The organism is Streptomyces sp. XH2 (assembly GCF_049725035.1).
In the GTDB taxonomy this organism is placed as follows: Bacteria; Actinomycetota; Actinomycetes; order Streptomycetales; family Streptomycetaceae; genus Streptomyces; species Streptomyces roseoverticillatus.
In genome coordinates, this window is sequence record NZ_JBMMMZ010000010.1 from 216,719 (window position 1) to 238,745 (window position 22,027).

Sequence of the window (22,027 nt, forward strand, 5' to 3'; positions counted from 1 at the left end):
CACGCCGGCCCGGGCCCGGCCGGTCTCATGGGCGCGGACCCCGCTCCGGGGCCGTGCCTGCTGGTGCCGGCGACGGGGTTCTCCGGTACCCGGCCACCGCCCGCCTCCGCAGCCCCGGGCCCTGCTCCCGCTCCCCCGCCGTCGCGCCTCACGGCCATCCCCGTTCCCCCGCGCGCGCGGCCCCCGTGCCGCGGGCCAGGGTGGCACGGGCCGTGGCCGCCACGCGTTCCGCAGTGAGGCCGTCGTGGTCGAGCGAGCCGGACAAGCCGTAGCCGCAGGGGGCGAGCACGGTGTTCTCCGCGGTCCCGCCCGTACCGGCGGTCCCGCAGGCCTCGCCCAGGAGCTGGTACCGGCCCACTTCGGCACCCGCGCCGACCGAGACCGTGGCGGGCGCGCCGGGCGGCAGGACGGCGTCACGGTAGGCGCGGCTCTGCTGCCGGAACCACGTGGCGCAGGGCATCGACACCACGCGCGTGGCGATGCCCTCGCGCTGCAGGATGCGGCGGGCGTCCAGGGCCGCGGGCACCTCGCCGCCGGCGGCGACGAGGACGACGTCGGGGGCCGCGGCGCCGGGGTCGGCGTCCAGGGCCTCGGCGAGGATGTAGCCGCCCCGCGCGGCCCCGTCGCCCGCCGCGGCGGCGGGAGGTGCGCACAGTCCTGCGAGGTTCATGCGACCGGCACCTCCGGAGCGAGCGCGGCGAGCAGGTTGCCCACGATGCGCGGCCCCCCTTGCGTGAGGACCGATTCCGCGTGGAACTGCATGGAGGCGAAGTGCGGCCCGCGCAGGGCGTGCACCTCCCCGGTGTACGGGTCGCGGCTGACGCCGACCGGGCCGATCCCGTCGACGTCCACGCTGTCGCGGCCGCTGCGGGCGGCGAACGTGTTGTAGAAGCCCACGCGTTCCCGTACGCCGAACAGGTCGATCTCGCGCTGGACGCCCTGGTTGGGGACCTCCCGGCGGACGAGTTCGAAGCCGAGGGCGAGGGACAGCACCTGGTGGCTGAGGCAGACGGCGAGGAAGGGCCGCCGCTCGTCCAGGAGCGCGCGGACGGCGCCCCGCAGGTGGGCGATCTTGGGGTGGCGGCCGTCGCGGGGGTCGCCGGGGCCGGGCCCCATCACGACGAGGTCGTGCCCGTCGAAGGCGTACGGCTCGTCGAAGCGCCGGACGGTCACCGTCAGCCCCATGGCGCGCAGCTGGTGGCCGATCATCGAGGTGAAGGTGTCCTCGGCGTCCACGACCAGGACGCGCCGCCCGGCCAGCCCGGGCGCGGGGTGGGCCCGTTCCGCCTCCTGGGCGAGCCAGAAGCCCGCGATGGTGTCGTTGCGCTGCTCCAGGGCGGCCCGTACGCGCGGGTGACCGCCGAAGCGGGCCGCGCCGCCGGACTCCAGGGCGGAGATCAGCCCGGCGGCCTTGGCACGGGTCTCGGCGACCTCGGAGGCGGGGTCGGAGTGGCGCACGAGGGTCGCGCCCACCCCGATGCGCACCTGCCCCGTGCGGTCGATGTCCGCGGTGCGGATGAGGATGGAGGAGTCCAGGGTGCGCTCGCCGCCGGCGTCGCGGCCGATGAGGGCGAGGACGCCGCTGTAGTAGCCGCGGCCCTGGGGCTCGTAGCGGTCGATGACCCGGCAGGCGCTCTCCAGCGGGCTGCCGGTGACGGTCGGCGCGAACATCGTCTCGCGCAGGATCTCGCGCGGGTCGCGGTCGGTCGTGCCCTCGATGAAGTACTCGGTGTGGGCGAGGCGCGCCATCTCCTTCAGGTACGGGCCGACCACGCGCCCGCCGCCCGCGCAGATGCGGGCCATCATCTTCAGCTCCTCGTCGACGACCATGTACAGCTCGTCGGCCTCCTTGCGGTCGGCGAGGAAGTCCATCACCTCGGGCAGGCTCGGGCCCGCGGCCGGATAGCGGTAGGTGCCGCTGATGGGGTTCATCACGGCGGTGCCGCCGCGGACGCTGATGTGCCGCTCCGGCGTGGCCCCGACGAACGTGCGCTCGCCGGTGTGCACGGCGAACGTCCAGTACGCGCCGGACTCGCGCTCCAGGAGCCGGCGGAAGAACGTGAGCGCGTGGGCGGGCGTGTAGCCGTCGATCCCTGCGCGGAAGGAGCGCTTGATGACGAAGTTCGCGCCCTCGCCCTCGCCGATCTCGTCGGCGACGACGCGGCGGACGGTGTCCGCGTACGTGGCGTCGTCCATGTCGAAGTGCCCGCCGGAGAGGGCGATCGGCGTCTCGGGGATGCGGGCCAGCACCTCGGCCAGCGGCAGGACGGCCTGGTGGGTGACGGTCATGGCGAGCAGCGGCGCGCCGTCGTCCGCGCCGCGGAAGCCCCGCTCGGCGATCTGGCGGTAGGGGACGATCGCCAGGACATCGGCCGGGTCGGTACCGGGGGCGGCGTCTGGTACTCCTGGTGCGGCGCCCGGTGCGCCCGGGGACTCCCTCAGCCGGATCTCCCCCAGCGTCCTCGGTGCCGACACCTCCCCCAGGAGCAGCTCCACCGCGCCCGGTCCCGTGGTCTCGGGGCGGTGGAGGAGCGCGAAGGCCGGCGGCTCGGGCGAGAGGATCCGCGCCAGCAGGTCATCGGTCATCTCCGGTTCCTCTCCGCGGGCTCCGGTGTTCCCGGTCACAGCGCCGCTCCCTCGACCGTGAGCGTCTCCGCCCGGCGGGCCGGGCCCTGCAGGCGGCACAGCATGTCCTTCGTCGTCGTGACGACCGCGCACCGCGCCGCCGCGTACTCCACGGCCAGCCGGTGGTGCGCGGGCGAGAAGTCCGCGACGGCGTCCGCGACCAGGAACGGGCGGATGTCGTTGGTGAACGCGTCGACGGCGCTCATCAGCACGCCGACGTGCGCGTACACCCCGCAGACGATCAGCTGGTCGCGGCCGTTGGCCCGCATCCGCCCCAGCAGGTCGGAGCGGAAGAAGGCGCTGTAGCGCCACTTGGTGAAGACCCAGTCCCCCGGCGCCGGCGCGAGCGGCTCGACGACGCGCCGGTCCGCGGGGTCGACCCGCATGCCCGGCCCCCAGAAGTCCTTGAGCAGGCCGCGCTGTTCGTCGCTCATGCCGCCCGGCTGGGCCGTGTAGGCCACGGGGATGCCGAGCGCCGCCGCGGCCCGGCGCAGCAGCGCCGCGTTGGCGACGAGCTCGTCGCGCAGGCCCTGCGGCAGGGGCCCGAGGAAGTAGCGCTGCATGTCGTGGACGAGCAGCACGGCGCGGGCCGGGTCGGCGTCCCAGCGGGCGGTGTTCTCCGGGAGGTCGTCCGGGGTGGGCATGGGGTAGGGCTCTATGCGGGGGATTCCTGCAGTGACTGCCATGACGGATCAGCCCTCCCAGGCGGAGACTACGGAGATGGCCTGCTGCGGGTTGAGGCGCGGGTCGCAGAAGCTCGTGTACTTGTCGCCCACGTGCGCGAGCCCCGCCTCGTTGCGCACGCACTCGGTGACGTTCTCGGGCGTCGTCTCCAGGTGCAGGCCGCCCGCGATGCCGCCGGCCGTCCGCACCGAGCACTGGAAGCCGTGGACCTCGCGGATCACCGTGTCCAGCAGCCGCGTCTTCAGCCCGTCCGGCGCGGTGACCGTGTTGCCGTGCATCGGGTCGCTGAGCCAGATCACGGGGTGCCCGGCGTCGCGGACCGCCGCCACGAGCGGCGGCAGCTTCCCGGACACCGCGTCCGCGCCCATGCGGGCGATCAGCGTGAGCCGGCCGTGCTCCCGGTCCGGGTCGAGGAGCTCGCACAGGGCGAGGAGTTCGTCCGTCGTCGTCTTCGGGCCGACCTTGCACGCGACCGGGTTCGCCACGGCCGCGAGCAGCGCCACGTGGGCGCCGTCCGCCTGCCGCGTGCGCTCGCCGATCCACGGCCAGTGCGTGGACGTCAGCAGGGGGCGGCCGTCCTCGCCGGTGCGGACCATGGGCAGTTCGTAGTCCAGCAGGAGCGCCTCGTGGCTCGTCCACACGGGCGGGCAGACGCCCGAGCGGCGCGCCGGGTCCCGCCAGCCGAGGTGGGTCATGGCCTCGCCGGCCGCGAGGTAGCCGGACAGCATGCGCTGCGGATCGGGGCGTCGGCGCTCCGGGTGCGGCTCCGGGTTGTTCACCATGTGACCGCGGTAGACGGGCAGTTCGAGGCCCTCGGCGACGCGCTCCGTGGCGCTGGAGCGGGGCTTCGCGAACTGGCCCGCCATGCGGCCCGCCCGGATCACGGGCTTGTGGGCGACCATCTTCATCACGCCGGCCAGCACGTCCAGCAGGCCGGCCTTGCGGGCCACGTAGCCCGAGGTGCACTCCGCGGGGTCCTCCGCGCAGTCACCCGCCTGGACCACCTGGGCCGCGCCGCGCGCCACCTCGGCGAGGTGGTGGCGCAGCGTCCGCACGTCGTCGGCGCGGACGAGTGCCGGCCGCTGGGAGAGTTCCTCACGGACCCGGCGCACCTGGGGGGCGTCGCCCCAGTCCGGCTGCTGGAGGGCGGGCTTGTGCTGGACGTCGAGCAGAGCGTCGGTCATGGGTTTCTCCAAAAACGCTTAAGTGACTGCTCTTGAGGCAAAGCAAGCAAGGTGGTGCGGGGGTTTGCCAGGAGCGGCTCCCTTCCTGGGCGGGGTGTTCTCCTGCGCGCGAACTCGATCGTCCGGCGTCGTCCCCGTTCCGCCAACGCCCCTCCGCTCACTCCGTCAGATGGGCCACGGCTCCCTCACATGGCTGTCAAGTCCCCGTTCTTGCCAAGTTGACGGAGTACGAGCGGGCTGTTCTGCCCGGCCCTCCTTCGGATTTACTGTCGTGCCCTCTGCCCTAGGTGTTTTCCGCGGACCGTCCGGAGAGGGGGCGACCCTGTCATGGGAGAGCGCACGGTGACGTCGGGAGGCGAGGTCCTGCGGGAACTGCTCGCCGAAGGCGTCTCCCCCTGGCTCGACGGCCTCCGCCGGTCGCTCCTCACCTCCGGCACGCTGACCCGGCTCGTCGCCGCCGGCCGCGTGCGGGGGGCCACGGCCGATCCCGCGGCGCTCGCGGCCGAGGTCTCCGGAGGCACGCCCTACGCCCAGCAGCTGTGCCATCTGGCCTGCCGGTCCGTCCCTTTGACGACGGCCGTGCAGGCGCTGTGCGCGTACGACCTGCGGACCGCGTGCGACGAGCTGCGGCCGGTTTTCACCGCGACGCAAGGGCTCGACGGGCACGTCTCCATGGACCCGGTCTGCTACCCCGGCGGGTGTGCCGGGGCCCTCGCCGACTCCGCGGTCGCCCTGCACCGGGCCGCCTGCCGGCCCAATGCCCTGGTGAAGCTCCCCGCCACGGACGAAGGGCTCGCCGCGGCCGGCGAATGCCTCGCCCGGGGCATCGGCGTGCACGTCACCGGGATCTTCTCCGTCCAGCGGTACGAGCAGGTCGTGGAGGTGTGGTTCGCGGGGCTGGAGCGGGCCCGGGACGCCGGCCTGGACCTGTCCGTCATCCCCTCGGTCGCCGGCCTGCCCGTCGCCCGGCTCGACGCCGAGGTCGACGGGCGGTTGCGCGGGGCGCAAGGCGCCCCCGAGCTGCGCGGGACGGCCGCCCTCGCCGTCGCCCGGCTCGTGTACCAGCGGTACGAGGAAGGGCTCGGGAGTGCGCGGTGGCGGGTCCTGGCCTCGGCCGGGGCCCGGCCGCAGCGGCTCATGTGGGCCGTCGGCTCCGGTGTCCCGTACGTGGAATCGCTCGTCGCCTGGGGCACCGTCAGCGCCATGTCCCCGGCCGCGCTGGAGGCCGTCGTGGAGCGGGGCCGGTTGCGGGGCGACACCCTGACCGGGCAGGACGGGGCGGCCCGGGCGGCGGTGGCGCGGCTGGAACGGTGCGGGCTGTCGTTCGGCGAGGTCGCCAAGAAACTGGAGGCGGACAGCGTGGCGCACGGGGTGTCCTCCTGGCGGGCGTTGCGGGGGGCGGTGGCGGAGCGGCTGCGGGGCGGTCCGGGTGCGTGAGGGTGCGGGGCCGGGGGTGTCGCGGCCCCGGCCCCTCCCGTCTCGTCCTCCACTGACCGCCGGCAGGCGGTCCTCGTCAGATTCCCACCGCGTCCCGCGCCGGCCTGCGGTCCGGGAATTCCTTGCCCGTCAGCGCGGTGAGCGGTGCCGCCTTCACCGCCGTTTCCTCGTACTCCTCCTCCGGGTCGGAGAGGGCGATGATCGCGCCCCCCACCCCGTAGCGGACCCGGTCCGGCGTGACCACGGCGGTGCGGATCACCACGCTCAAGTCCGCTGCTCCCGTGAGGGAGAAGTAGCCGATCGCTCCCGAGTACACGCCCCGGGGGCCCTCTTCGAGGGCGTCGATGATCTGCATCGTGCGGACCTTGGGCGCCCCCGTCATCGAGCCCGGCGGGAAGGCCGCCCTCACGCAGTCGACCGCGGAGCGGTCCTCGCGCAGCGTCGCCCGCACCGTGCTGACCAGCTGGTGGGCCTTCGCGTAGCTCTCCACGCGGAAGACGTCCTTCGCCTCGACCGAGCCGATCCGCGCGCAGCGGCCCAGGTCGTTGCGGACCAGGTCCACGATCATCAGGTTCTCCGCGCGGTCCTTCTCGTCGGTCGCGAGGTCCTCGGCGAGCCGGGCGTCCTCCTGGGGCGTCGCGCCGCGCGGGCGCGTGCCCTTGATCGGGCGGGACTCCGCCCGGCCCTCGCGGTCGATGCGCAGGAACCGTTCGGGCGAGGTGCTCAGCACCGACAGCCCGCCGAAGGAGAGCAGGGCGCCGAAGGGGGCGGGGCTGGTGCGGCGCAGGTAGCGGTAGCCGTCCCAGGGGTCGAGCGTGCCCGCGGCCTCGGCCATGTTGGTCAGGCAGATCTCGTACGACTCCCCCGCCGCGATCTGTTCCTGGCACGTGTCGATCAGCCGGAGGTACGCGTCGCGGTCGTGGCGCAGCCGCAGGGCGCCGAGGGTGCCGGGGCGGCGGGCCGGAAAGGGGCGCAGCCCGGTGAGCGCGGCGAGCCTGCGGGCGGTGGTGTCGAGCCAGGTGCGGGCCGCGGACTCGTTGCCGTCCTCGGTGAGGGCGAGGAGGTGGGTGGTGCCGGTCGCGTGGTCGAGGACGACGGCCCGGTCGGCGAAGACCATGGTGGCGTCGGGCTCGCCGGACCGGTGGCCGGGCTCGCCGCCGCACTCGGCCTTCAGGCCGTAGCCGAGGTAGCCCACCCAGCCGAGGGCGAAGTCGAAGGGCAGCGGCGGCACTTCGGTGCGGGCGGCCCGCAGGTCGCGGTCGAGCCAGTCGAGGAACCGTCCTGTGACGACCTCGGTGGTGCGGCGCGATCGGACCGTCACCGTGCTGCTGTGGACGTCGGCGGTGGCGGTGCGGGCGAGCGGGCCGGAGGCGTCCCCCATGATGGAGAACCTGCCCGTCCGCTCGTCCCGGCTGCTGCTGTCCAGCCAGTACGGGTGCGCGCCCCTGCGGAACAGGCGGTCGAACACCACCTCGTCGTCCCAGCTCGTCGGCAGGGCCGCGGTCAGGATCCGCAGGCTGCGGGACGGATCTTCCTTCTTCCTCTGCGGCGGTGCGGGCGGCACGGGCGCGGGGGCCACCTTCCTGTGGCGTTCGCTCAGCCTTCGGAAGTTGTCCAGAATGCGGTGCCCGTGCTCGCTCCCGATGGACTCGGGATGGAACTGCACGCCCCACAGGGGGCGTACACGGTGCCGCAGCCCCATCACGATGCCGTCGGGCGTCCGGGCCGTCACCTCCAGGCCGGCGGGCAGTCCGCGGGCGGCCAGCGAGTGGTAGCGCACGGCCGGAAAAGGGGACGGCAGCCCCTCGAACAGGCCGGTGCCCTCGTGGACGACGGGCGAGACCCGGCCGTGGTACGGCTCCGGGGCCCGGCCGACTTCGCCCCCGTACAGCAGGGCGATGCCCTGGTGGCCGAGGCAGACCCCGAGCGTCGGCAGCCCGCCGCTGCGCAGGATTTCCGCGCAGATGCCGAAGTCCGCTTCCCGCTCCGGGGTTCCGGGGCCGGGCGATATGACGACGTTGCCGAATTCGGCGAGGTGTTTCATCCGCCAGGACCGGTCGTCGTTGGCGACCACTTCGGGTTCGCGGCCGTTCACCTCGGCCAGATAGTGGAACAGGTTGTAGGTGAAGGAGTCGTAGTTGTCGACTAATAACGTACGCACGTTTCCCCCGTTTCGGCGTTATCGGACGACTTCCGGGCGGCGGACGGAATCCGCCGCCGGCGTCACTTCCATCAGCATGTGCTCGACCTCGTGCCGGCCTTCCCGTACGACGGTGCGGCGGACCACGTCCAGCCGGCGGCCGCACGCGTCGGCGATCCGGCGCAGGGCGGGCACGTCCCCCCTGGTGCTGAAGTGCAGCAGGACCCTGCCGCCCGGTGCGAGCCGGTCCGGCGCCTCCTGGAGGAAGCGGCGGTGCGCGGCGTAGCCGGGGTCGACGTATGCCCTCTCGTGCATGGTCCTGGGCCGGTAGTCCTGCGGCGCCAGGACGAAATTCGAGTGCCAGAAAACCGTGTCGAACCCCTCTTGTCCGGTGAGGCTTTCGAAGAGGTCGCTGTGCAGGCCGGACACCCTGTCCGGCACTCCGTGCCGGGCCGCGTTCCGCTCGGTGTTCAGCACCGCGGCGGGATTGATGTCGGTCGCGAGGACCCGGGTGCAGCCCGCCAGGGCGGCCGCCACCGCCACGACGCCGGTGCCGCACCCGATCTCCAGGAGTGACCCCCCGCGGAGGACGGCGGATTCGGCGGCCTTTTCCGTCAGGTCCAGGAAGTCCAGCGTGATTTCCGTCGCCGGCGAGTAAATCGGAGCAAATACTTCCGGTAAGAGGTCCCACTCGCGGCCGCACATCGTGAAAACGGCCGGCCGGTCCTCGCGCACGAGCGCCCGGCGGCTGCGTTCGAGAGAGAGTCTGTAGTCGCGTACCCCCGTCATACCGAGCCCCCTGAATCGGCGACAACTCCCGGCCGCGCGCCGGGTGTTCATCAACCTTCACCTATAGGGACGCTAAAGAGGAAGGTGATCCAGTAACACACCCGCGAGTTTCGGCGGTGGTCCGGACACCACCGCGCGGGGCCCGCCGCCCGCCACTGCCCCCGCTTGATCGGCAGCGGTTGACGCGCCACTGCCGGTGTGCATAGCTTCCCCGCATACCGTGCCGCGGCTCTATCCGTGCGGCAGAGCGCACCGGACCCGGGGGGCATCGTGTCGCAAGGCATGTCCGAGGACGGCATATTCGCCGTGCTGGAGCTATTGGCCGCCGGGGCGCCGGCCCAGGAATACGATGCCCTCGCCGAACGGATCCGCGCTTCCGGTGCGAGCGCCGCGGCCGTCGCCCGGCTCGACCGCGCGGTCCAGCTCGGTCTGACCATACGGACCTGGACGGAGCGTCAGCAACAGCGGGAGGCCGGGCTGTCCGCCCTCGTCGACACCGCGCGCGACCTGGCCACCCCGCACGACCTCGACACGCTGCTGAAGGTCATCCTGCGGCGCGCCCGGCTGCTGCTCGCCGTCGACATGTCGTACATCGGAATGTACGACGAGGGGGAGCGGTACGTCACCATCCGCGCCTCCGACGGCCACACGACCGCGTTCAACGTGGGCCTGCGGCTGCCCGGCGGCAGCGGGCTGGGCTCCGCCGTCATGTCCAACCCCTCCCCGTTCTGGACGCCGGACTACCTCGCCGACGAGCGCATCCAGCACAGCGGCGACATCGACTACGTGGTGAAGGCCGAGGGGCTGCAGGCCGTCCTCGCCGTCCCGCTGAACCGCGGGGCGCGCCCCTTCGGCACCCTGTACGTGGCCGAGCGCAAGGTCCGGCAGTTCACCACGGACGAGATAGCACTGCTCAGCTCGCTGGGCGACCTCGCGGGCGTGGCCATAGAGAAGGCCGAGCTGCTGGACCGGACCACCGCCCTGGTGGCCGAGCTGGAACAGCACTCCACGCGGGTCGAGGCGGGGCTGCGCAGCGCGCAGGAGCTCAGCGACACCCAGCACCGGCTGATCCAGCTGGTGCTGGGCGACTGCGATCTGGACGCCCTGGCCCGGGCGTCGGCCGCCGAGCTGGGCGCGGCCGCCGTCCAGGTGTGTGCCGCCAACGGCACCGTCCTCTGCTCCTCCGGGCACGTGCGGGACGAGGGCGCGGACCCCGAGTCGCTGCTCGTGCCCGCCGCCATGGACGCCCACGCCGCGCGCGAGCCCGTCGCCCTCGACGACGGGCTGTGGGCCGTGCCGATCTCCGCGGGCACCGGCAGCAACCTCGGCACCCTGCTGCTGCGCCCCGACCGCCCCGGCGCGGTGCAGGACGAGCGGCTGCTGCGGCTGGTCGCGCAGGTCATGGCCGTACAGCTGCTGGTGGAGAGCAGCCGCACGGCGATCGCCGAGGGGCAGGTCCGCGACGACTTCCTCGCCGACCTGCTGGCGAGCCCGCAGCGCCCGCCCCACCAGCTGGAGGCGCACGCGCGGCGGCTCGGCATCGACCTGAGCAAGCCGCACGTCGTGGTCGTGGCGCGCCCCGAGGGCGACGCCCGCGGCAAGACGGCGATCTGGGCGTCGTCGTACGCGCACCGGCTCAGCGGGCTCAAGAGCATGCACAACGGCTGCGCGGTGCTGCTGCTGCCCGGATCGGACGCGGGCGGCGCGGGCCGCGCCGTCTCCGCGGAGCTGTCCCCGCTGCTCGGCCATCCGGTGACGGTGAGCTCGGCCGGCCCGGTCGCGGGGCCGGCCTCCGTCCACCACTCCTTCCAGGAGGCGCTGCGCTGCCTGGACGCGATGACCTCGCTCGGGGTGATCGGCCGCTCGGCGTCGGTGCGCGAGCTGGGCTTCCTCGGGGTGCTGCTCTCCGACAACCACGACGTCGAGGGGTTCGTCGACTCGGCCATCGGACCGGTCATCGACTACGACCAGCAGCGGTTCACGGACCTGACGCGCACGCTGGAGACGTACTTCGAGGCGGGCGGCAGCCCGACGAACGCGGCCAAGAAGCTTCATGTGCACCCCAATACGGTGGCCCGGCGCCTGGAGCGGATCAGTGAGCTGCTGGGGCCGCAGTGGCAGCAGCCCGAGCGCGCCCTGGAGGTGCAGCTGGCCCTGCGGGTCTTCCGGGTGCGGCACAGCCTGCGGCTGGGCGAGCGGGCCGCGCCCGGCGAGGGCGGCGGCCCCCCGGAGGCTCAGGAGACGTAGCCGAGCCGCAGGCCCTCCTCCGGGCGGCCGGTCAGCGCGGCCACGGCGTGGGCGGCGGAGGCGAGCGTGACGTGCCGGTGCCAGCCGCTGAACGAGCGGCCCGCGAAGTCCCGGAGGCCGACCTCGTCGGAGATCTCGGTGAAGTCCCGGTCGACCCGGTCCAGGAGCTTGCCCAGCCGGACGAGGGCGGCGGGCGGGACGTTGACCATGTCCGTCAGCCACAGCTCGGCCGGCCAGCGCCGGCCGTTCTCCCCCACGCCCAGCAGGAGTAACTCCCGGCGCCGCGCCGGCCCCGGCACGGCCGCCGTCCGCAGCGCCGGCAGCCCCACGCGCACGGCCGCGGTGAGCGCGGTCCGGACGACCCGCGCGGGGCCGTGGTCGCGCCACATCACCGGGCGCCGCAGGTCGCGGGCCGCCCCGAGGATCTGGTGGGCCGGCAGCGCCTCCGCGCCGCGGCCCGGCACGGCCGGGCCGGAAACGGTGAGCCGCAGCGAGTGGCTGATGCGGGCCATGGCCGGCACGCCGCAGGCGCGCAGCCGCAGCAGGGCCGCGGGAGCGTCCATGTCGCGGGCGTCCAGCACCAGGGGGCGCAGCGGCAGCCCCCAGTCCCGCATCATCCCCGTGTACGCCTCGACGGTGCACTCCCCCAGCGTCTCCGGGCGGACCGAGTCGGGGATGGAGGCCTGGCTACGCCGGAGCCCGTCCTGCAGCCAGGCGTCGGAGAGGTGCAGCCGCCAGTTGACGGGGGTGCTGTGCTCGGCGGAGGCGGCCCAGACCCCGACGGCCTCCTGCGCGTTGAGCACCTGGCCGACGGCGGGGCAGAAGCGCCGGTCGACGCCCACCGAGTTGTCGCCGGCCTTCGGGATGACCATCGGGCGCACGACCCACGCGTGCGGGGGCGAGACCCGGGCGAGGTAATGGGCGAGCGCGCGGCGCACGGGGATCCAGTCCCAGGTGGAGCTGGAGATGAAGTGGTGCAGGCTCTGTTCGGCGGCCTGGCCGCCGATGAGCGCCGCGATGTTGCGGATGGACTTGCGGCCCTGGGTGCCCAGCAGGCCGCGCACGTAGGCCTCGCCCCGGCGCCGCTGGTCGCTGCGCGGCAGGGAGGCGAAGAGGGCGGCGCACAGCTCGGCCAGCACGTCGTCCTGGGATCCGGGGCCCTGGGGCTCGGGGCGGGCCGGGGCGGGAACGGCGGGCCGTACGGTCCGCGGGTAGAGAGCAGCACCACTCATCGTCAATCCCCCATCTCGGCAGCTGGGTGGCTCTCTCCACGGTGCTGCCGCGCACCCCCCGGCGCCCAGGTGTCAAGGCCACCCGCGTGCCCCTCGCGATGGTGGCCCCACCACCACCCGGCGGTCCGTGAGGCGCCGGACGGCACCCCGGAGGGCCCGTGGGGTGTGCCCGGACCACCACCCCGGCAGCGGCGCGGGGGGCCACTCGGAGGACGGGGTCGAAGCCGCGCGGGGCGTTGCGGATACGGTGGTCCCATGCACCGGCGCGGACGTCCCCTCGGGGGAGGTTCCGCGCCGATACCGCGGGCAGCATTCGGCCACGCGGGCGCAGCACACCGGAAGGGAACACGTGAGCAGGTTGTTGGTGCAGGTCAGCGCGGTAGTCCGGAGCGTGGGGTAAGCGTCGTGCACATTGTGATCATGGGCTGCGGGCGCGTGGGCTCGGCCCTCGCCCAGACCCTTGAGCAGCAGGGTCACACGGTGGCCGTGATCGACCAGGACCCGACGGCCTTCCGCCGCCTGGGCTCCGGTTTCGGCGGCCGCCGCGTCACCGGTGTCGGCTTCGACCAGGACACCCTGCGCGAGGCGGGCATCGAGGAGGCGGGCGCCTTCGCGGCCGTCAGCAGCGGCGACAACTCCAACATCATCGCGGCCCGGGTGGCCCGCGAGATGTTCGGCGTCGAGAACGTGGCCGCGCGGATCTACGACCCGCGGCGCGCCGAGGTCTACCAGCGGCTCGGCATCCCGACCGTCGCCACCGTCCGGTGGACGGCCGACCAGATGCTGCGGCGGCTGCTGCCGTCCGGCGCGGAGCCGCTGTGGCGCGACCCGAGCGGCGGCGTGCAGCTGGCCGAGGTGCCGGCCTCCGACACCTGGGTCGGCCACAAGATCAGCAAGCTCCAGGAGGAGACCGGCGTGCGGGTGGCGTTCCTCACCCGGCTGGGTGAGGCGATGCTGCCGACGTCCTCGACGGTGTTGCAGGAAGGCGATCTGGTGCACGTGATGATGCGCACCGACGAGGTCGAGAAGGTCGAGGCGTCGTTCGCGCACGGCCCCGAGGAGGCGCACTGATGAGGGTCGCCATTGCCGGTGCCGGTGCCGTCGGCCGCTCCATCGCGGGCGAGCTGCTGGAGAACGGCCACGAGGTGCTGCTCGTCGACAAGGCCCCGACCGCCATCTCGGTCGAGCGGGTGCCGCTCGCGGAGTGGCTGCTGGCCGACGCGTGCGAGATCACCTCGCTGGACGAGGCGGCGCTGCAGCGCTGCAACGTGGTCATCGCGGCCACGGGTGACGACAAGGTCAACCTGGTCGTCTCCCTGCTGGCCAAGACCGAGTACGGGGTGCCCCGGGTCGTGGCCCGGGTGAACAACCCCAAGAACGAGTGGCTGTTCAACGAGTCCTGGGGCGTCGACGTGGCCGTGTCCACGCCGCGCCTGATGTCGGCGCTCGTCGAGGAGGCCGTGAGCGTCGGCGACCTGGTGCGGCTGATGCGCTTCAGCCAGGGCGACGCGAACCTGGTCGAGCTGACGCTGCCGCCCGAGTCGGCGCTGGCCGGCACGCGGGTCGGCGACGTGGACTGGCCGGACGACACCTCGCTCGTCACGATCATCCGCGGCAACCGCGTGCTCACGCCCAGCCGCGAGGACGCGCTGGAGGCCGGCGACGAACTCCTGTTCGTGGCGGCGCCGGCGCGCGAGGAACAGCTGGAGGACCTGCTGTCGGCCACGCGGGACGCCGGCTAGCACCCGCCGGCACGCGCACGCACGAAGAACGCCGGGCGGCGCGGTCGCGCCGCCCCGCGGTGGTCGTGGGGGGGGGGGGGCGCTCAGCTCAGGGCCTTACTGCCCTCCGCCTCCTCGGCGCGCTCCGCCTCCTCCATCTCCGCGATCACGTCGATCGGCGGCGGCGCCTTGGCCAGGAAGATCCAGGTCAGGTAGACGGACAGCAGCATCGGCGGAATGCCGAGGGCCACCTTCACCCAGCCGAGCTCCGTGGCGTCGCCCCACCAGTACAGCGGGAAGAGGATCGCCGACTTGGCCAGCAGGATCAGGCCCCAGGCCCAGCTCGCCTTGGTGTAGGCCACCTTGCGGCCGGGGTTGCGGGTGCGCCAGGAGAGGTTCTCCTTGAACACCGGCCCGAGGATCAGCCCGAGCAGCGGATAGCCCGCCAGCGACGTGACGATGTACGCCACGGCCAGGCCCAGGGTGTAGAGCATGCCCGGCAGGTGGAAGTTCTTGGCGTCACCGGTCATCATCGCGAAGACCGCGCCGATGGCCACCCCGAAGACGCCGCTGAAGGCGTGCTTGACGGTGTCCTTGCGCAGCAGCCGGGCCACGCCCATCAGCAGCGAGAGGCCCAGCGCGGCGATGGCCGCGGTGTGGATGTCCCGCTGGGCGGTGAAGATCGCCACGAAGACCAGTCCCGGCACGGTCGTCTCGACCATGCCCCGCACCCCGCCGAAGGCCTCGAACAGGGCGGCCTTGGTGGCTGCCGACGCGTCGGCGTCACCGCCCGTCCCCTGCTGGTCAACGATCGGCTTGTCGAGAGACGTCACCCGCTACTCCTGTCCGAGCGGTCGGAGTTCGTACTTGGGATTGAACAGCACCCGGCGGCCGCGGCTCATCGAGATCCGGCCGGAGGCGATCAGCTTACGGCCGGGCTCTATGCCGACGATGGAACGACGGCCGAGCCACACGACGTCGAGCGCGGCCGAGCCGTCGAACAGCTCGGCCTCCAGAGCGGGAACACCGGCGCGCGGACGCAGAGTGACGGTCCGCAGCGTACCGGTGACCTTGACTATCTGGCGGTCGTCGCAGTCGCATATCCGCGTGCAGCCCGCGGCCTCCGTGTCCTGCTGCAGCTCCGCGTGGTGCAGCTCCTCCTGCGAGGTGGACAGCCGGTCGAGCATCCGGCGGAAACGGCCGGTCGGCTTCTCGGAACGGGGTACGGCACTCATGAACCCAGCGTACCGGCAGCCCTCCGGGCGGGTTCCTGCCCCACGAGGGGGCTGCCCCTTTGTCCTCAATCGCCGGACGGGCTCAAAATTTTTTGAGCCCGTCCGGCGATTGAGGACAATGCGTTACATCTCGAACCGGTACCCCATCCCCGGCTCCGTGATGCCGCAACTCCCGGGGGCAACCCCCGGACCCCCGGCCGACCGCCCGGAACCGCCCGTCACATCTCGAACCGGTACCCCATCCCCGGCTCTGTAATGAAGTGCTTCGGATGCGACGGGTCACGCTCCAGCTTCCGCCGCAGCTGCGCCATGTACACCCGCAGGTAGTTCGTCTCCGTGCCGTACGAGGGGCCCCAGACCTCCTGGAGCAGCTGCTTCTGGCTCACGAGACGTCCCGTATTGCGGACCAGGACCTCCAGCAGGTGCCACTCCGTCGGCGTCAGCCGGACGTCCCGCCCCTCGCGGTTGACCTTCTTCGCCGCGAGGTCGACGGTGAAGACCTCCGTCTCGACGATCGCGTCGTCGCCCGCGGCCGCGGGCCCCGTCGGCTCGGCGCGCCGCACCGCGGCCCGCAGCCGGGCCAGCAGCTCGTCCATGCCGAACGGCTTGGTGACGTAGTCGTCGGCGCCGGCGTCCAGCGCCTCGACCTTCTCGTCGGAGGTGTGGCGGGCGGAGAGGACCAGGATCGGGACCCGGGTCCAGCCCCGCAGGCCCTTGATCACCTCGACGCCGTCCATGTCGGGCAGGCCGAGGTCGAGGATGACCACGTCGGGGTGGCGGGCGGCGGCGAGCTGGAGCGCGGTCGCGCCGTCGGGCGCGGCGTCGACCTCGTACTTCCGCGCCTTGAGGTTGATCACGAGGGCGCGGACGATCTGCGGCTCGTCATCCACCACGAGCACCCGGTTCATCGGTAACCACCTCTGCTGGTCGTGCGGGCCCCTCCGCGGGGCCCGGGGTCGGGGACTGCTGGTCGGTCGGTGCGCGGGGAACGCCTCACGAGGTGGCCTGCGCCGGGAGGTCCGCTCGGACGGGGGCGACCCCCGCGGCGGCCCGCAGGGTGAGCACCATCGTCATGCCGCCGCCGGGCGTGTCCTCGGCGGCGAGGGTGCCGCCCATGGCCTCGGCGAAGCCCCGGGCGACGGCCAGGCCGAGGCCCACGCCGGCCCCGCGCGGCGCGTCCCCGTAGCGCTGGAAGGGCTCGAAGATGCGGTCCTTGGCGCTGTCGGGGACGCCGGGGCCGCGGTCGGCCACCCGGACCTCCACCCGGTCGCCCAGGGCGCTGGCGGCCACGTGGACCGGCGTCCCGTCGGGACTGTACTTGACGGCGTTCTCGACGACGTTGGCGACGCTGCGCTCCAGCAGGCCCGGGTCGACGGCGACCATCGGCAGCGACTCGGGGATGTCGAGCGTGACGCTGCCCTCGGGGACGCCGCCCAGGGCCATGGGCACGACCTCGTCCAGGTCGATCTCGCGGATCAGCGGGGTGACGGTGCCGGTCTGCAGCCGCGACATGTCGAGGAGGTTGCCGACGAGGTGGTCGAGGCGGTCCGCGCCGTCCTCGATGCTCGCCAGCAGCTCGGCCTCGTCCTCCTCGGACCAGGCGACGTCGTCCGAGCGCAAGGACGTCACCGCGGCCTTGATCGCGGCGAGCGGGGTGCGCAGGTCGTGGCTGACGGCGGCGAGCAGGGCCACGCGGATGCGGTTGCCCTCGTCCAGGCGGCGGGCCCGCTCGGCCTCGCCGACCAGCCGCTGCCGGTCCAGGACGACCGCGGCCTGCGCGGCGAAGGCGGCGAGCACGCGGCGGTCCTCGGCGGGCAGGACGCGGCCGGAGAGGGCGAGCGCCATGTTGTCGCCGACGGGCATGTCGACGTCGGCGTCCTCGGGCCGCAGCAGGGGCTTGCCCGAGTTCGTCACGACGCTGGCCGCGCAGGTCCACGGGTCGACCTCGCTGGCGCGCTCCAGCAGGGCCACGGACTCCATGGCGAAGGTCTCCCGGACCCGCTCCAGCAGCGCCTCCAGGCTGGTGTCACCGCGCAGGACGCTGCCGGCCAGGAAGGACAGGATCTCCGACTCGGCGCGCAGCCGGGCCGCCTGGTGGGTGCGGCGTGCGGCCAGGTCCACCGTGGACGCCACGGAGACCGCGACGAAGACGAAGATCGCGATGGCGACGATGTTCTTCGGGTCGGTGATCGTCCACTGGTGGAGGGGCTCGACGAAGTAGTAGTTCAGCAGCAGCGAGCCGAAGGCCGCCGAGGCGAGGGCGGGCAGCAGGCCGCCGAGGAGGGCCGCGGCCACCGTCATGCACAGGAACAGCAGCATGTCGTTGGCGAGGCCGAGGTCCGGGCCGATCTGCGTGAGCAGCAGGCTCAGCAGGGCGGGGCCGACGACGCCCACGAGCCAGCCCGCCGCGATGCGGCCGCGGCCCAGGCGGGCGCCGCGCGAGACCGGCAGGCCGCGGCCCTTGGCGACCTCCTCGTGGGTGACGATGTGCACGTCGAGGTCGGGCCCGGAGTCGCGGGCCACGGTCTGGCCCACGCCCGGGCCGAAGATGTACTGCCAGGTCTTGCGCCGGCTGGAGCCGAGCACGATCTGGGTGGCGTTGACTCCGCGGGCGAACTCCAGCAGCGAAGCGGGCACGTCGTCCCCGATCACGTGGTGGAAGGTGCCGCCGAGGTCCTCGACCAGGGTGCGCTGGACGGCCAGCTCCTTCGGCGACGCCGAGGTCAGCCCGTCGCTGCGGGCGATGTAGACGGCGAGGATCTCGCTGCCGGAGCCCTTGGCCGCCATGCGCGCCGCGCGGCGGATCAGCGTGCGGCCCTCGGGGCCGCCGGTGAGGCCCACGACGATGCGCTCGCGGGCGTGCCAGATGGTGGAGACGCTGTGCTCGGTGCGGTACTGGCGCAGGTACTCGTCGACGCGGTCGGCCGTCCACAGCAGCGCGAGCTCGCGCAGCGCGGTCAGGTTGCCGGGCCGGAAGTAGTTGGAGAGGGCCGCGTCGACCTTGTCGGGCTTGTAGATGTTCCCGTGGGCCATGCGGCGGCGCAGCGCCTGCGGCGACATGTCGACCAGCTCTATCTGGTCGGCGCGGCGCACCACCTCGTCGGGCACGGTCTCCTGCTGCCGGACGCCGGTGATCGACTCGACGACGTCGCCGAGCGACTCCAGGTGCTGGATGTTGACCGTGGAGACGACGTCGATGCCCGCCTGGAGCAGCTCCTCGACGTCCTGCCAGCGCTTGGTGTTGCGCGAGCCCGGCACGTTGGTGTGGGCGAGCTCGTCGACGAGGACGACGGCGGGGCGGCGGGCGAGGACGGCGTCGATGTCCATCTCGGTGAAGGTCGTCCCGCGGTAGGCGATCTCCCTGCGGGGCACCTCCTCCAGGCCGTGCAGCATCACCTCGGTGCGCGGCCGGTTGTGGTGCTCGACGAAGCCGACCACGGCGTCCGTGCCGCGCTCCACGCGGCGGTGGGCCTCCGAGAGCATCGCGTACGTCTTGCCGACGCCCGGTGCCGCGCCGAGGTAGATCCGAAGCTTGCCGCGTCCCATGGCCCCTATTGTCTTTCACGCCACGCGGTGGTGTCCGGCCGGTCCGTGACGGCCGGCAGTGCCGATGTGCCCGCACTGCCGCGTACGGCCGACCTTACGACCAAACTTTCGGACATATGGGGCGCGCGGGGGTGCGGGCCGCGGTATTGACGCAGCTCTGACGCTGCACGCCGTGTCCTTCGCAGGCCCTGTACGGCGGCATGATGGCCTGCATGACCGACATGCGCACCGCCCACACCTCGGATCTGACCGGCGCGGAACTCGCCGCGGTCCGCGCCCTCATGGACGACGCGTTCGAAGGGGACTTCTCCGACGACGACTGGGACCACACCATCGGCGGCATGCACGCCCTCGCGTGGGAGGACGGCGAGCTCATAGGCCACGGCTCGCTCGTGCAGCGGCGGCTCCTGCACGGCGGGCGGGCGCTGCGGGCCGGCTACGTGGAGGCGGTCGCCGTCCGCGCGGACCGGCGCCGGCGGGGCGTGGCCTCGGCCGTCATGGACGCGCTGGAGCGGATCCTGCGGGACGGGGGGTACGAGGTGGGCGCGCTGGGCGCGGCGGACGAGGCGGTGCCGCTGTACGCGGGCCGTGGCTGGCAGCTGTGGCGCGGCCCGTCGTCGGTGGTCTCACCGGCGGGTTTGCAGCGCACGGAGGAGGAGGACGGCTGCATCTACGTCTTCCCGCTCGGCGCGGCGCTGGACCTGGACGGCGCGCTGGCGTGCGACTGGCGTCCCGGGGACGTGTGGTAGACGGCACGTCCCGCGCCGACGGGCGCGCCGCCGGGGCGCCGGCCCCTTCTCCCGCCGCAACGGCGGCCGGCCACACGAGCGCGCCCCGGCACCGCCGGACGGGCCTCAGGCCGTACGGCACCGCCGAACATCGCCATGGGGGCTGAGCACCGCCGCGGCGGAGGGCCAGTCACTGGAGCCCAGGGCCCTTCCCCCCGCCGCAACGGCGGCCGGCCACACGAACGCGACCCGGCGGCGCCGGACCGGCCTCAGGCCGTACGGCACCGCCGGACACCACCACAGGGGCCGAGCACCGCCGCGGCGGAGGGCGTGTCGGCGCGGCCGGTGCATTAACGAGGACGCGGAACCGGGCGGCGGCCCAGGAGGTCGGCCAGGCCCTGGCGGGTCGCGGCGACGAGGACGCGGTCCTGGCCGCACAGCACGTAGTCGCCGGGAAGGTCCCGCAGCAGGACGGTCTGCCGCCCGGACGCGTCCGGGCGGACCATCGTCAGCCCGAGCACCCGCCACGCCCCCGGCGCGAACGCGTCGGCGGCGGCGCGCCCCTCCAGGCCGGCGTGGCCGACGACCTCGACGGCCGCGATGAGGACGACGCTCCGCTCCACGGGCACCGCCCCCAGGATCTGACGCCCCACCATCGCGCTGGCGAAGGCCGGGGCGACGAGGAACGACACGCTGCGGCTGCGGGTCCACGCCTGCGGATACGTGTCGCGCAGCGTGCGGTAGACGGCCTTGGCGAAGCGGTCGTCGTAGAGCCGCATGACCACGCGGACGTCGGGCTTGACGGCCCGCGCGTACAGCGCGGCCTCCAGGTTGGTGATGTCGCTGCTGGTCAGCGCCATGAGCGTGCCGCTCTGGCCGATCTTGGCGGTCTCCAGCACGCCTTCCTCGGTGACGTCGCCGATGATCGTGGGCACACGCAGCGCGCGGGCGAGCGCGACGCCGCGGGCCTGCGGGTCGCGCTCGACGCAGACGACGGGGATGCCGAGCTCGCGGAGCCGGGCCAGCACGCGGGTGCCGATCTTGCCGAGTCCGAGCAGCACCACGTGGCCGGAGAGGCCGCGCCGCGGACGCCGCAGCGCGGAGGCGGAGCGGAAGGTCCCGAGCCCTTCCAGGGCGGCGGCCACGAGCAGGGGGAGCAGCAGCAGGCCGGTGAAGCCGGAGAGGAGCTGGAGGATCTGCCGGCCGTGGCCCTCGCGGATCGCGGGCTCGTTGATCGCGAAGAGGTCGAGGAGCGAGAGGTAGACGGCGTGCGTCGGGTTGTTGCTGCTGACGCTCCAGGACGCGACGGCCAGCCCGCACACGGCGGCGGTCAGCAGCGCCAGGGCCCATCGCAGGCGCCGGGAGAAGAACGAGCCGAGCGGCAGGCCGCGGACGGTGGGCCGGGCGGGCGGCCCGGAGGGCACGTCGAAGGGGACGGCTTCCAGGACGACCCGGGAGCGCCCCTCCGCGCCCGGCGGCGGCACGGCGCCGGGCAGCAGCAGGGGCCCGTCGGCTTCGAGCCCGTAGGCGCCGGCGGGCCGCTGGGCCGGGGAGAGGAGGGCGACGGTGCACAGCTCCTGGGGCCGGGCGGCGGCCTCCGCCGCGGACGGCCGCTCGGCGGCTCTGAGCAGTCTGCCGCCGACGTCGAAGACCCTGCTGTGCCCGGAGACGGCGGCGGTGACGAGGACGGGGGCGGCGGTGTCGGCGTCCGACAGGACGGTGGTGGTGGCGTCGGTGACGGGCTCGGCGTCCTGCGTGGCGGCGGCCAGCAGGGCGGCCTGGTCGAGGACTTCCTCCAGGTGCTGGCCGAGCCGCCGGTTGTAGAGGCGGATGACGAGCCGGACGCGCGGGTTGAGGCGGCGGGCGAGGAGGGCCGCCTGGACGTTGGTCTCGTCGTCGTCGTAGACGAGGGCGAGGGCCGTGGCCCGGGCCACCTGCGCCTCGGTGAAGGCGTCCTCGTCGGGCTCGGTCGCCTCCACGACGCGGACGAGTCCGCCGCCGGCCGCCGCGGTGCCGTTGCGGTCGGGGGCGCCGGCGCGGCCGACGACCCCGGTGACGCGCCCGAAGAGGGCCGCGGCGCGGCCGACCATGGGCGCGGGGCGCCGCCTGGCCTCGCGCGCCGGCGGCAGGACGACGGTGACGCGCTCGCCGTACACGCCGGAGAGCTCGGCGGCGAGCCGGTGCACGAGCCCGTCGTCGCCGCACACCACCATGTGCGGTGCGGCTGGCGTGACTTGGGGCTGCTGGTTCAGTGTGGCCACACTGTCAGACTGCCCTGCGCTGGTCGAACATTCACCGGAATTGCCATGGACATCCAGGACATTCAACGCGGCGGAGCCGGAACGCGCGCCGCCGCTCACCGGAAGCAGCCCCTCCCCCGCTGCCCGGCGGCGGGCGCCGCGGACGCACCGCGGCCCGGCCCCTCCTGACGAGGGACCGGGCCGCGGCCTCCGCTGTCA

The 22,027-nt window shown here is 73.7% G+C and carries 17 protein-coding genes; 5 read left to right on the plus strand and 12 right to left on the minus strand.

The window, feature by feature from the left end:
- Positions 1-148: 148 nt before the first annotated feature.
- Genes ACOTKD_RS21660 through ACOTKD_RS21675 form a run of 4 tightly spaced genes read right to left on the minus strand, consistent with a single transcriptional unit; the run spans position 149 to position 4,493 of the window.
- Positions 149-670 carry a transketolase-like TK C-terminal-containing protein gene (locus ACOTKD_RS21660; RefSeq protein WP_424890645.1) on the minus strand — a complete coding sequence of 174 codons (522 nt, stop codon included), beginning with the start codon at positions 668-670 and terminating at the stop codon, positions 149-151.
- A complete protein-coding gene (locus ACOTKD_RS21665; RefSeq protein WP_424890646.1) occupies positions 667-2,586 on the minus strand; it encodes a chorismate-binding protein in 1,920 nt (639 codons plus the stop codon). Before ACOTKD_RS21665 ends, ACOTKD_RS21660 begins: the two co-directional genes overlap by 4 nt.
- A 35-nt stretch (positions 2,587-2,621) precedes the next feature.
- Positions 2,622-3,311, minus strand: coding sequence for an isochorismatase family protein (locus tag ACOTKD_RS21670; RefSeq protein ID WP_424890647.1), 690 nt, complete (start codon positions 3,309-3,311; stop codon positions 2,622-2,624).
- 6 nt (positions 3,312-3,317) lie between these two features.
- Positions 3,318-4,493 carry a 3-deoxy-7-phosphoheptulonate synthase gene (locus tag ACOTKD_RS21675; protein WP_424890648.1) on the minus strand — a complete coding sequence of 392 codons (1,176 nt, stop codon included), beginning with the start codon at positions 4,491-4,493 and terminating at the stop codon, positions 3,318-3,320.
- Between the two features lie 327 nt (positions 4,494-4,820).
- Between ACOTKD_RS21675 and ACOTKD_RS21680 the strand changes: the two genes are divergently transcribed.
- Positions 4,821-5,930: a transaldolase family protein gene (locus ACOTKD_RS21680; protein ID WP_424890649.1), complete on the plus strand. Its 1,110-nt coding sequence runs from the start codon at positions 4,821-4,823 to the stop codon at positions 5,928-5,930.
- Positions 5,931-6,006: 76 nt separating this feature from the next.
- Here ACOTKD_RS21680 and pabB read toward each other — a convergent pair whose 3' ends face one another.
- Both pabB and ACOTKD_RS21690 read right to left on the minus strand, forming a co-directional pair.
- Positions 6,007-8,091, minus strand: coding sequence for an aminodeoxychorismate synthase component I (pabB, locus tag ACOTKD_RS21685; protein WP_424890650.1), 2,085 nt, complete (start codon positions 8,089-8,091; stop codon positions 6,007-6,009).
- An 18-nt stretch (positions 8,092-8,109) separates the two neighbouring features.
- Positions 8,110-8,859 carry a 50S ribosomal protein L11 methyltransferase gene (locus ACOTKD_RS21690; protein ID WP_424890651.1) on the minus strand — a complete coding sequence of 250 codons (750 nt, stop codon included), beginning with the start codon at positions 8,857-8,859 and terminating at the stop codon, positions 8,110-8,112.
- 282 nt (positions 8,860-9,141) lie between these two features.
- Between ACOTKD_RS21690 and ACOTKD_RS21695 the strand changes: the two genes are divergently transcribed.
- The gene (locus ACOTKD_RS21695; protein ID WP_424890652.1) at positions 9,142-11,106 is read left to right on the plus strand and encodes a helix-turn-helix domain-containing protein; all 1,965 of its coding nucleotides are present in this window, start codon (positions 9,142-9,144) and stop codon (positions 11,104-11,106) included.
- On the opposite strand, the gene ACOTKD_RS21700 is transcribed toward ACOTKD_RS21695, so the two are convergent.
- Positions 11,094-12,338 (minus strand): IS701 family transposase, encoded by a 1,245-nt coding sequence (locus ACOTKD_RS21700; RefSeq protein WP_424890653.1) that lies wholly within the window; start codon positions 12,336-12,338, stop codon positions 11,094-11,096. The genes ACOTKD_RS21695 and ACOTKD_RS21700 overlap by 13 nt on opposite strands.
- A gap of 405 nt (positions 12,339-12,743) precedes the next feature.
- On the opposite strand from ACOTKD_RS21700, the gene ACOTKD_RS21705 reads away from it, so the two are divergent.
- Both ACOTKD_RS21705 and ACOTKD_RS21710 read left to right on the plus strand, forming a co-directional pair.
- Positions 12,744-13,409 (plus strand): potassium channel family protein, encoded by a 666-nt coding sequence (locus ACOTKD_RS21705; RefSeq protein WP_424890654.1) that lies wholly within the window; start codon positions 12,744-12,746, stop codon positions 13,407-13,409.
- Positions 13,409-14,080: a potassium channel family protein gene (locus tag ACOTKD_RS21710; RefSeq protein ID WP_424890655.1), complete on the plus strand. Its 672-nt coding sequence runs from the start codon at positions 13,409-13,411 to the stop codon at positions 14,078-14,080. The genes ACOTKD_RS21705 and ACOTKD_RS21710 overlap by 1 nt, the downstream gene beginning before the upstream one ends.
- Positions 14,081-14,163: 83 nt before the next feature.
- Here the strand turns inward: ACOTKD_RS21710 and ACOTKD_RS21715 are convergent, their stop codons facing one another.
- The 4 genes from ACOTKD_RS21715 to ACOTKD_RS21730 all read right to left on the minus strand — a co-directional run bounded on the left by ACOTKD_RS21715 (position 14,164) and on the right by ACOTKD_RS21730 (position 18,840).
- Positions 14,164-14,892 (minus strand): DUF3159 domain-containing protein, encoded by a 729-nt coding sequence (locus ACOTKD_RS21715; protein WP_424890656.1) that lies wholly within the window; start codon positions 14,890-14,892, stop codon positions 14,164-14,166.
- 3 nt (positions 14,893-14,895) lie between these two features.
- Positions 14,896-15,294 carry an OB-fold nucleic acid binding domain-containing protein gene (locus ACOTKD_RS21720; RefSeq protein WP_424890657.1) on the minus strand — a complete coding sequence of 133 codons (399 nt, stop codon included), beginning with the start codon at positions 15,292-15,294 and terminating at the stop codon, positions 14,896-14,898.
- 218 nt (positions 15,295-15,512) lie between these two features.
- Entirely contained in the window at positions 15,513-16,202 is a 690-nt protein-coding gene (locus tag ACOTKD_RS21725; RefSeq protein ID WP_030366096.1) for a response regulator, read from the minus strand.
- A gap of 85 nt (positions 16,203-16,287) precedes the next feature.
- Positions 16,288-18,840: an ATP-binding protein gene (locus tag ACOTKD_RS21730; RefSeq protein ID WP_424890658.1), complete on the minus strand. Its 2,553-nt coding sequence runs from the start codon at positions 18,838-18,840 to the stop codon at positions 16,288-16,290.
- Positions 18,841-19,043: 203 nt separating this feature from the next.
- On the opposite strand from ACOTKD_RS21730, the gene ACOTKD_RS21735 reads away from it, so the two are divergent.
- Positions 19,044-19,589, plus strand: a complete 546-nt coding sequence (locus ACOTKD_RS21735) for a GNAT family N-acetyltransferase (RefSeq protein WP_424890659.1) — start codon at positions 19,044-19,046, stop codon at positions 19,587-19,589.
- A gap of 329 nt (positions 19,590-19,918) precedes the next feature.
- Here the strand turns inward: ACOTKD_RS21735 and ACOTKD_RS21740 are convergent, their stop codons facing one another.
- A complete protein-coding gene (locus ACOTKD_RS21740) occupies positions 19,919-21,781 on the minus strand; it encodes an NAD-binding protein (RefSeq protein ID WP_424890773.1) in 1,863 nt (620 codons plus the stop codon).
- Between the last annotated feature and the right edge of the window lie 246 nt (positions 21,782-22,027).

Bases quoted from the DNA above. Each gene is read 5' to 3' on its own strand.
- ACOTKD_RS21660 (WP_424890645.1), bottom strand. From the start codon at position 670: ATGAACCTCGCAGGACTGTGCGCACCTCCCGCCGCCGCGGCGGGCGAC.
- ACOTKD_RS21665 (WP_424890646.1), bottom strand. From the start codon at position 2,586: ATGACCGATGACCTGCTGGCGCGGATCCTCTCGCCCGAGCCGCCGGCC.
- ACOTKD_RS21670 (WP_424890647.1), bottom strand. From the start codon at position 3,311: ATGGCAGTCACTGCAGGAATCCCCCGCATAGAGCCCTACCCCATGCCC.
- ACOTKD_RS21675 (WP_424890648.1), bottom strand. From the start codon at position 4,493: ATGACCGACGCTCTGCTCGACGTCCAGCACAAGCCCGCCCTCCAGCAG.
- ACOTKD_RS21680 (WP_424890649.1), top strand. From the start codon at position 4,821: ATGGGAGAGCGCACGGTGACGTCGGGAGGCGAGGTCCTGCGGGAACTG.
- ACOTKD_RS21690 (WP_424890651.1), bottom strand. From the start codon at position 8,859: ATGACGGGGGTACGCGACTACAGACTCTCTCTCGAACGCAGCCGCCGG.
- ACOTKD_RS21695 (WP_424890652.1), top strand. From the start codon at position 9,142: ATGTCCGAGGACGGCATATTCGCCGTGCTGGAGCTATTGGCCGCCGGG.
- ACOTKD_RS21700 (WP_424890653.1), bottom strand. From the start codon at position 12,338: ATGAGTGGTGCTGCTCTCTACCCGCGGACCGTACGGCCCGCCGTTCCC.
- ACOTKD_RS21710 (WP_424890655.1), top strand. From the start codon at position 13,409: ATGAGGGTCGCCATTGCCGGTGCCGGTGCCGTCGGCCGCTCCATCGCG.
- ACOTKD_RS21720 (WP_424890657.1), bottom strand. From the start codon at position 15,294: ATGAGTGCCGTACCCCGTTCCGAGAAGCCGACCGGCCGTTTCCGCCGG.
- ACOTKD_RS21725 (WP_030366096.1), bottom strand. From the start codon at position 16,202: ATGAACCGGGTGCTCGTGGTGGATGACGAGCCGCAGATCGTCCGCGCC.
- ACOTKD_RS21730 (WP_424890658.1), bottom strand. From the start codon at position 18,840: ATGGGACGCGGCAAGCTTCGGATCTACCTCGGCGCGGCACCGGGCGTC.
- ACOTKD_RS21735 (WP_424890659.1), top strand. From the start codon at position 19,044: ATGGCCTGCATGACCGACATGCGCACCGCCCACACCTCGGATCTGACC.
- ACOTKD_RS21740 (WP_424890773.1), bottom strand. From the start codon at position 21,781: ATGGTGGTGTGCGGCGACGACGGGCTCGTGCACCGGCTCGCCGCCGAG.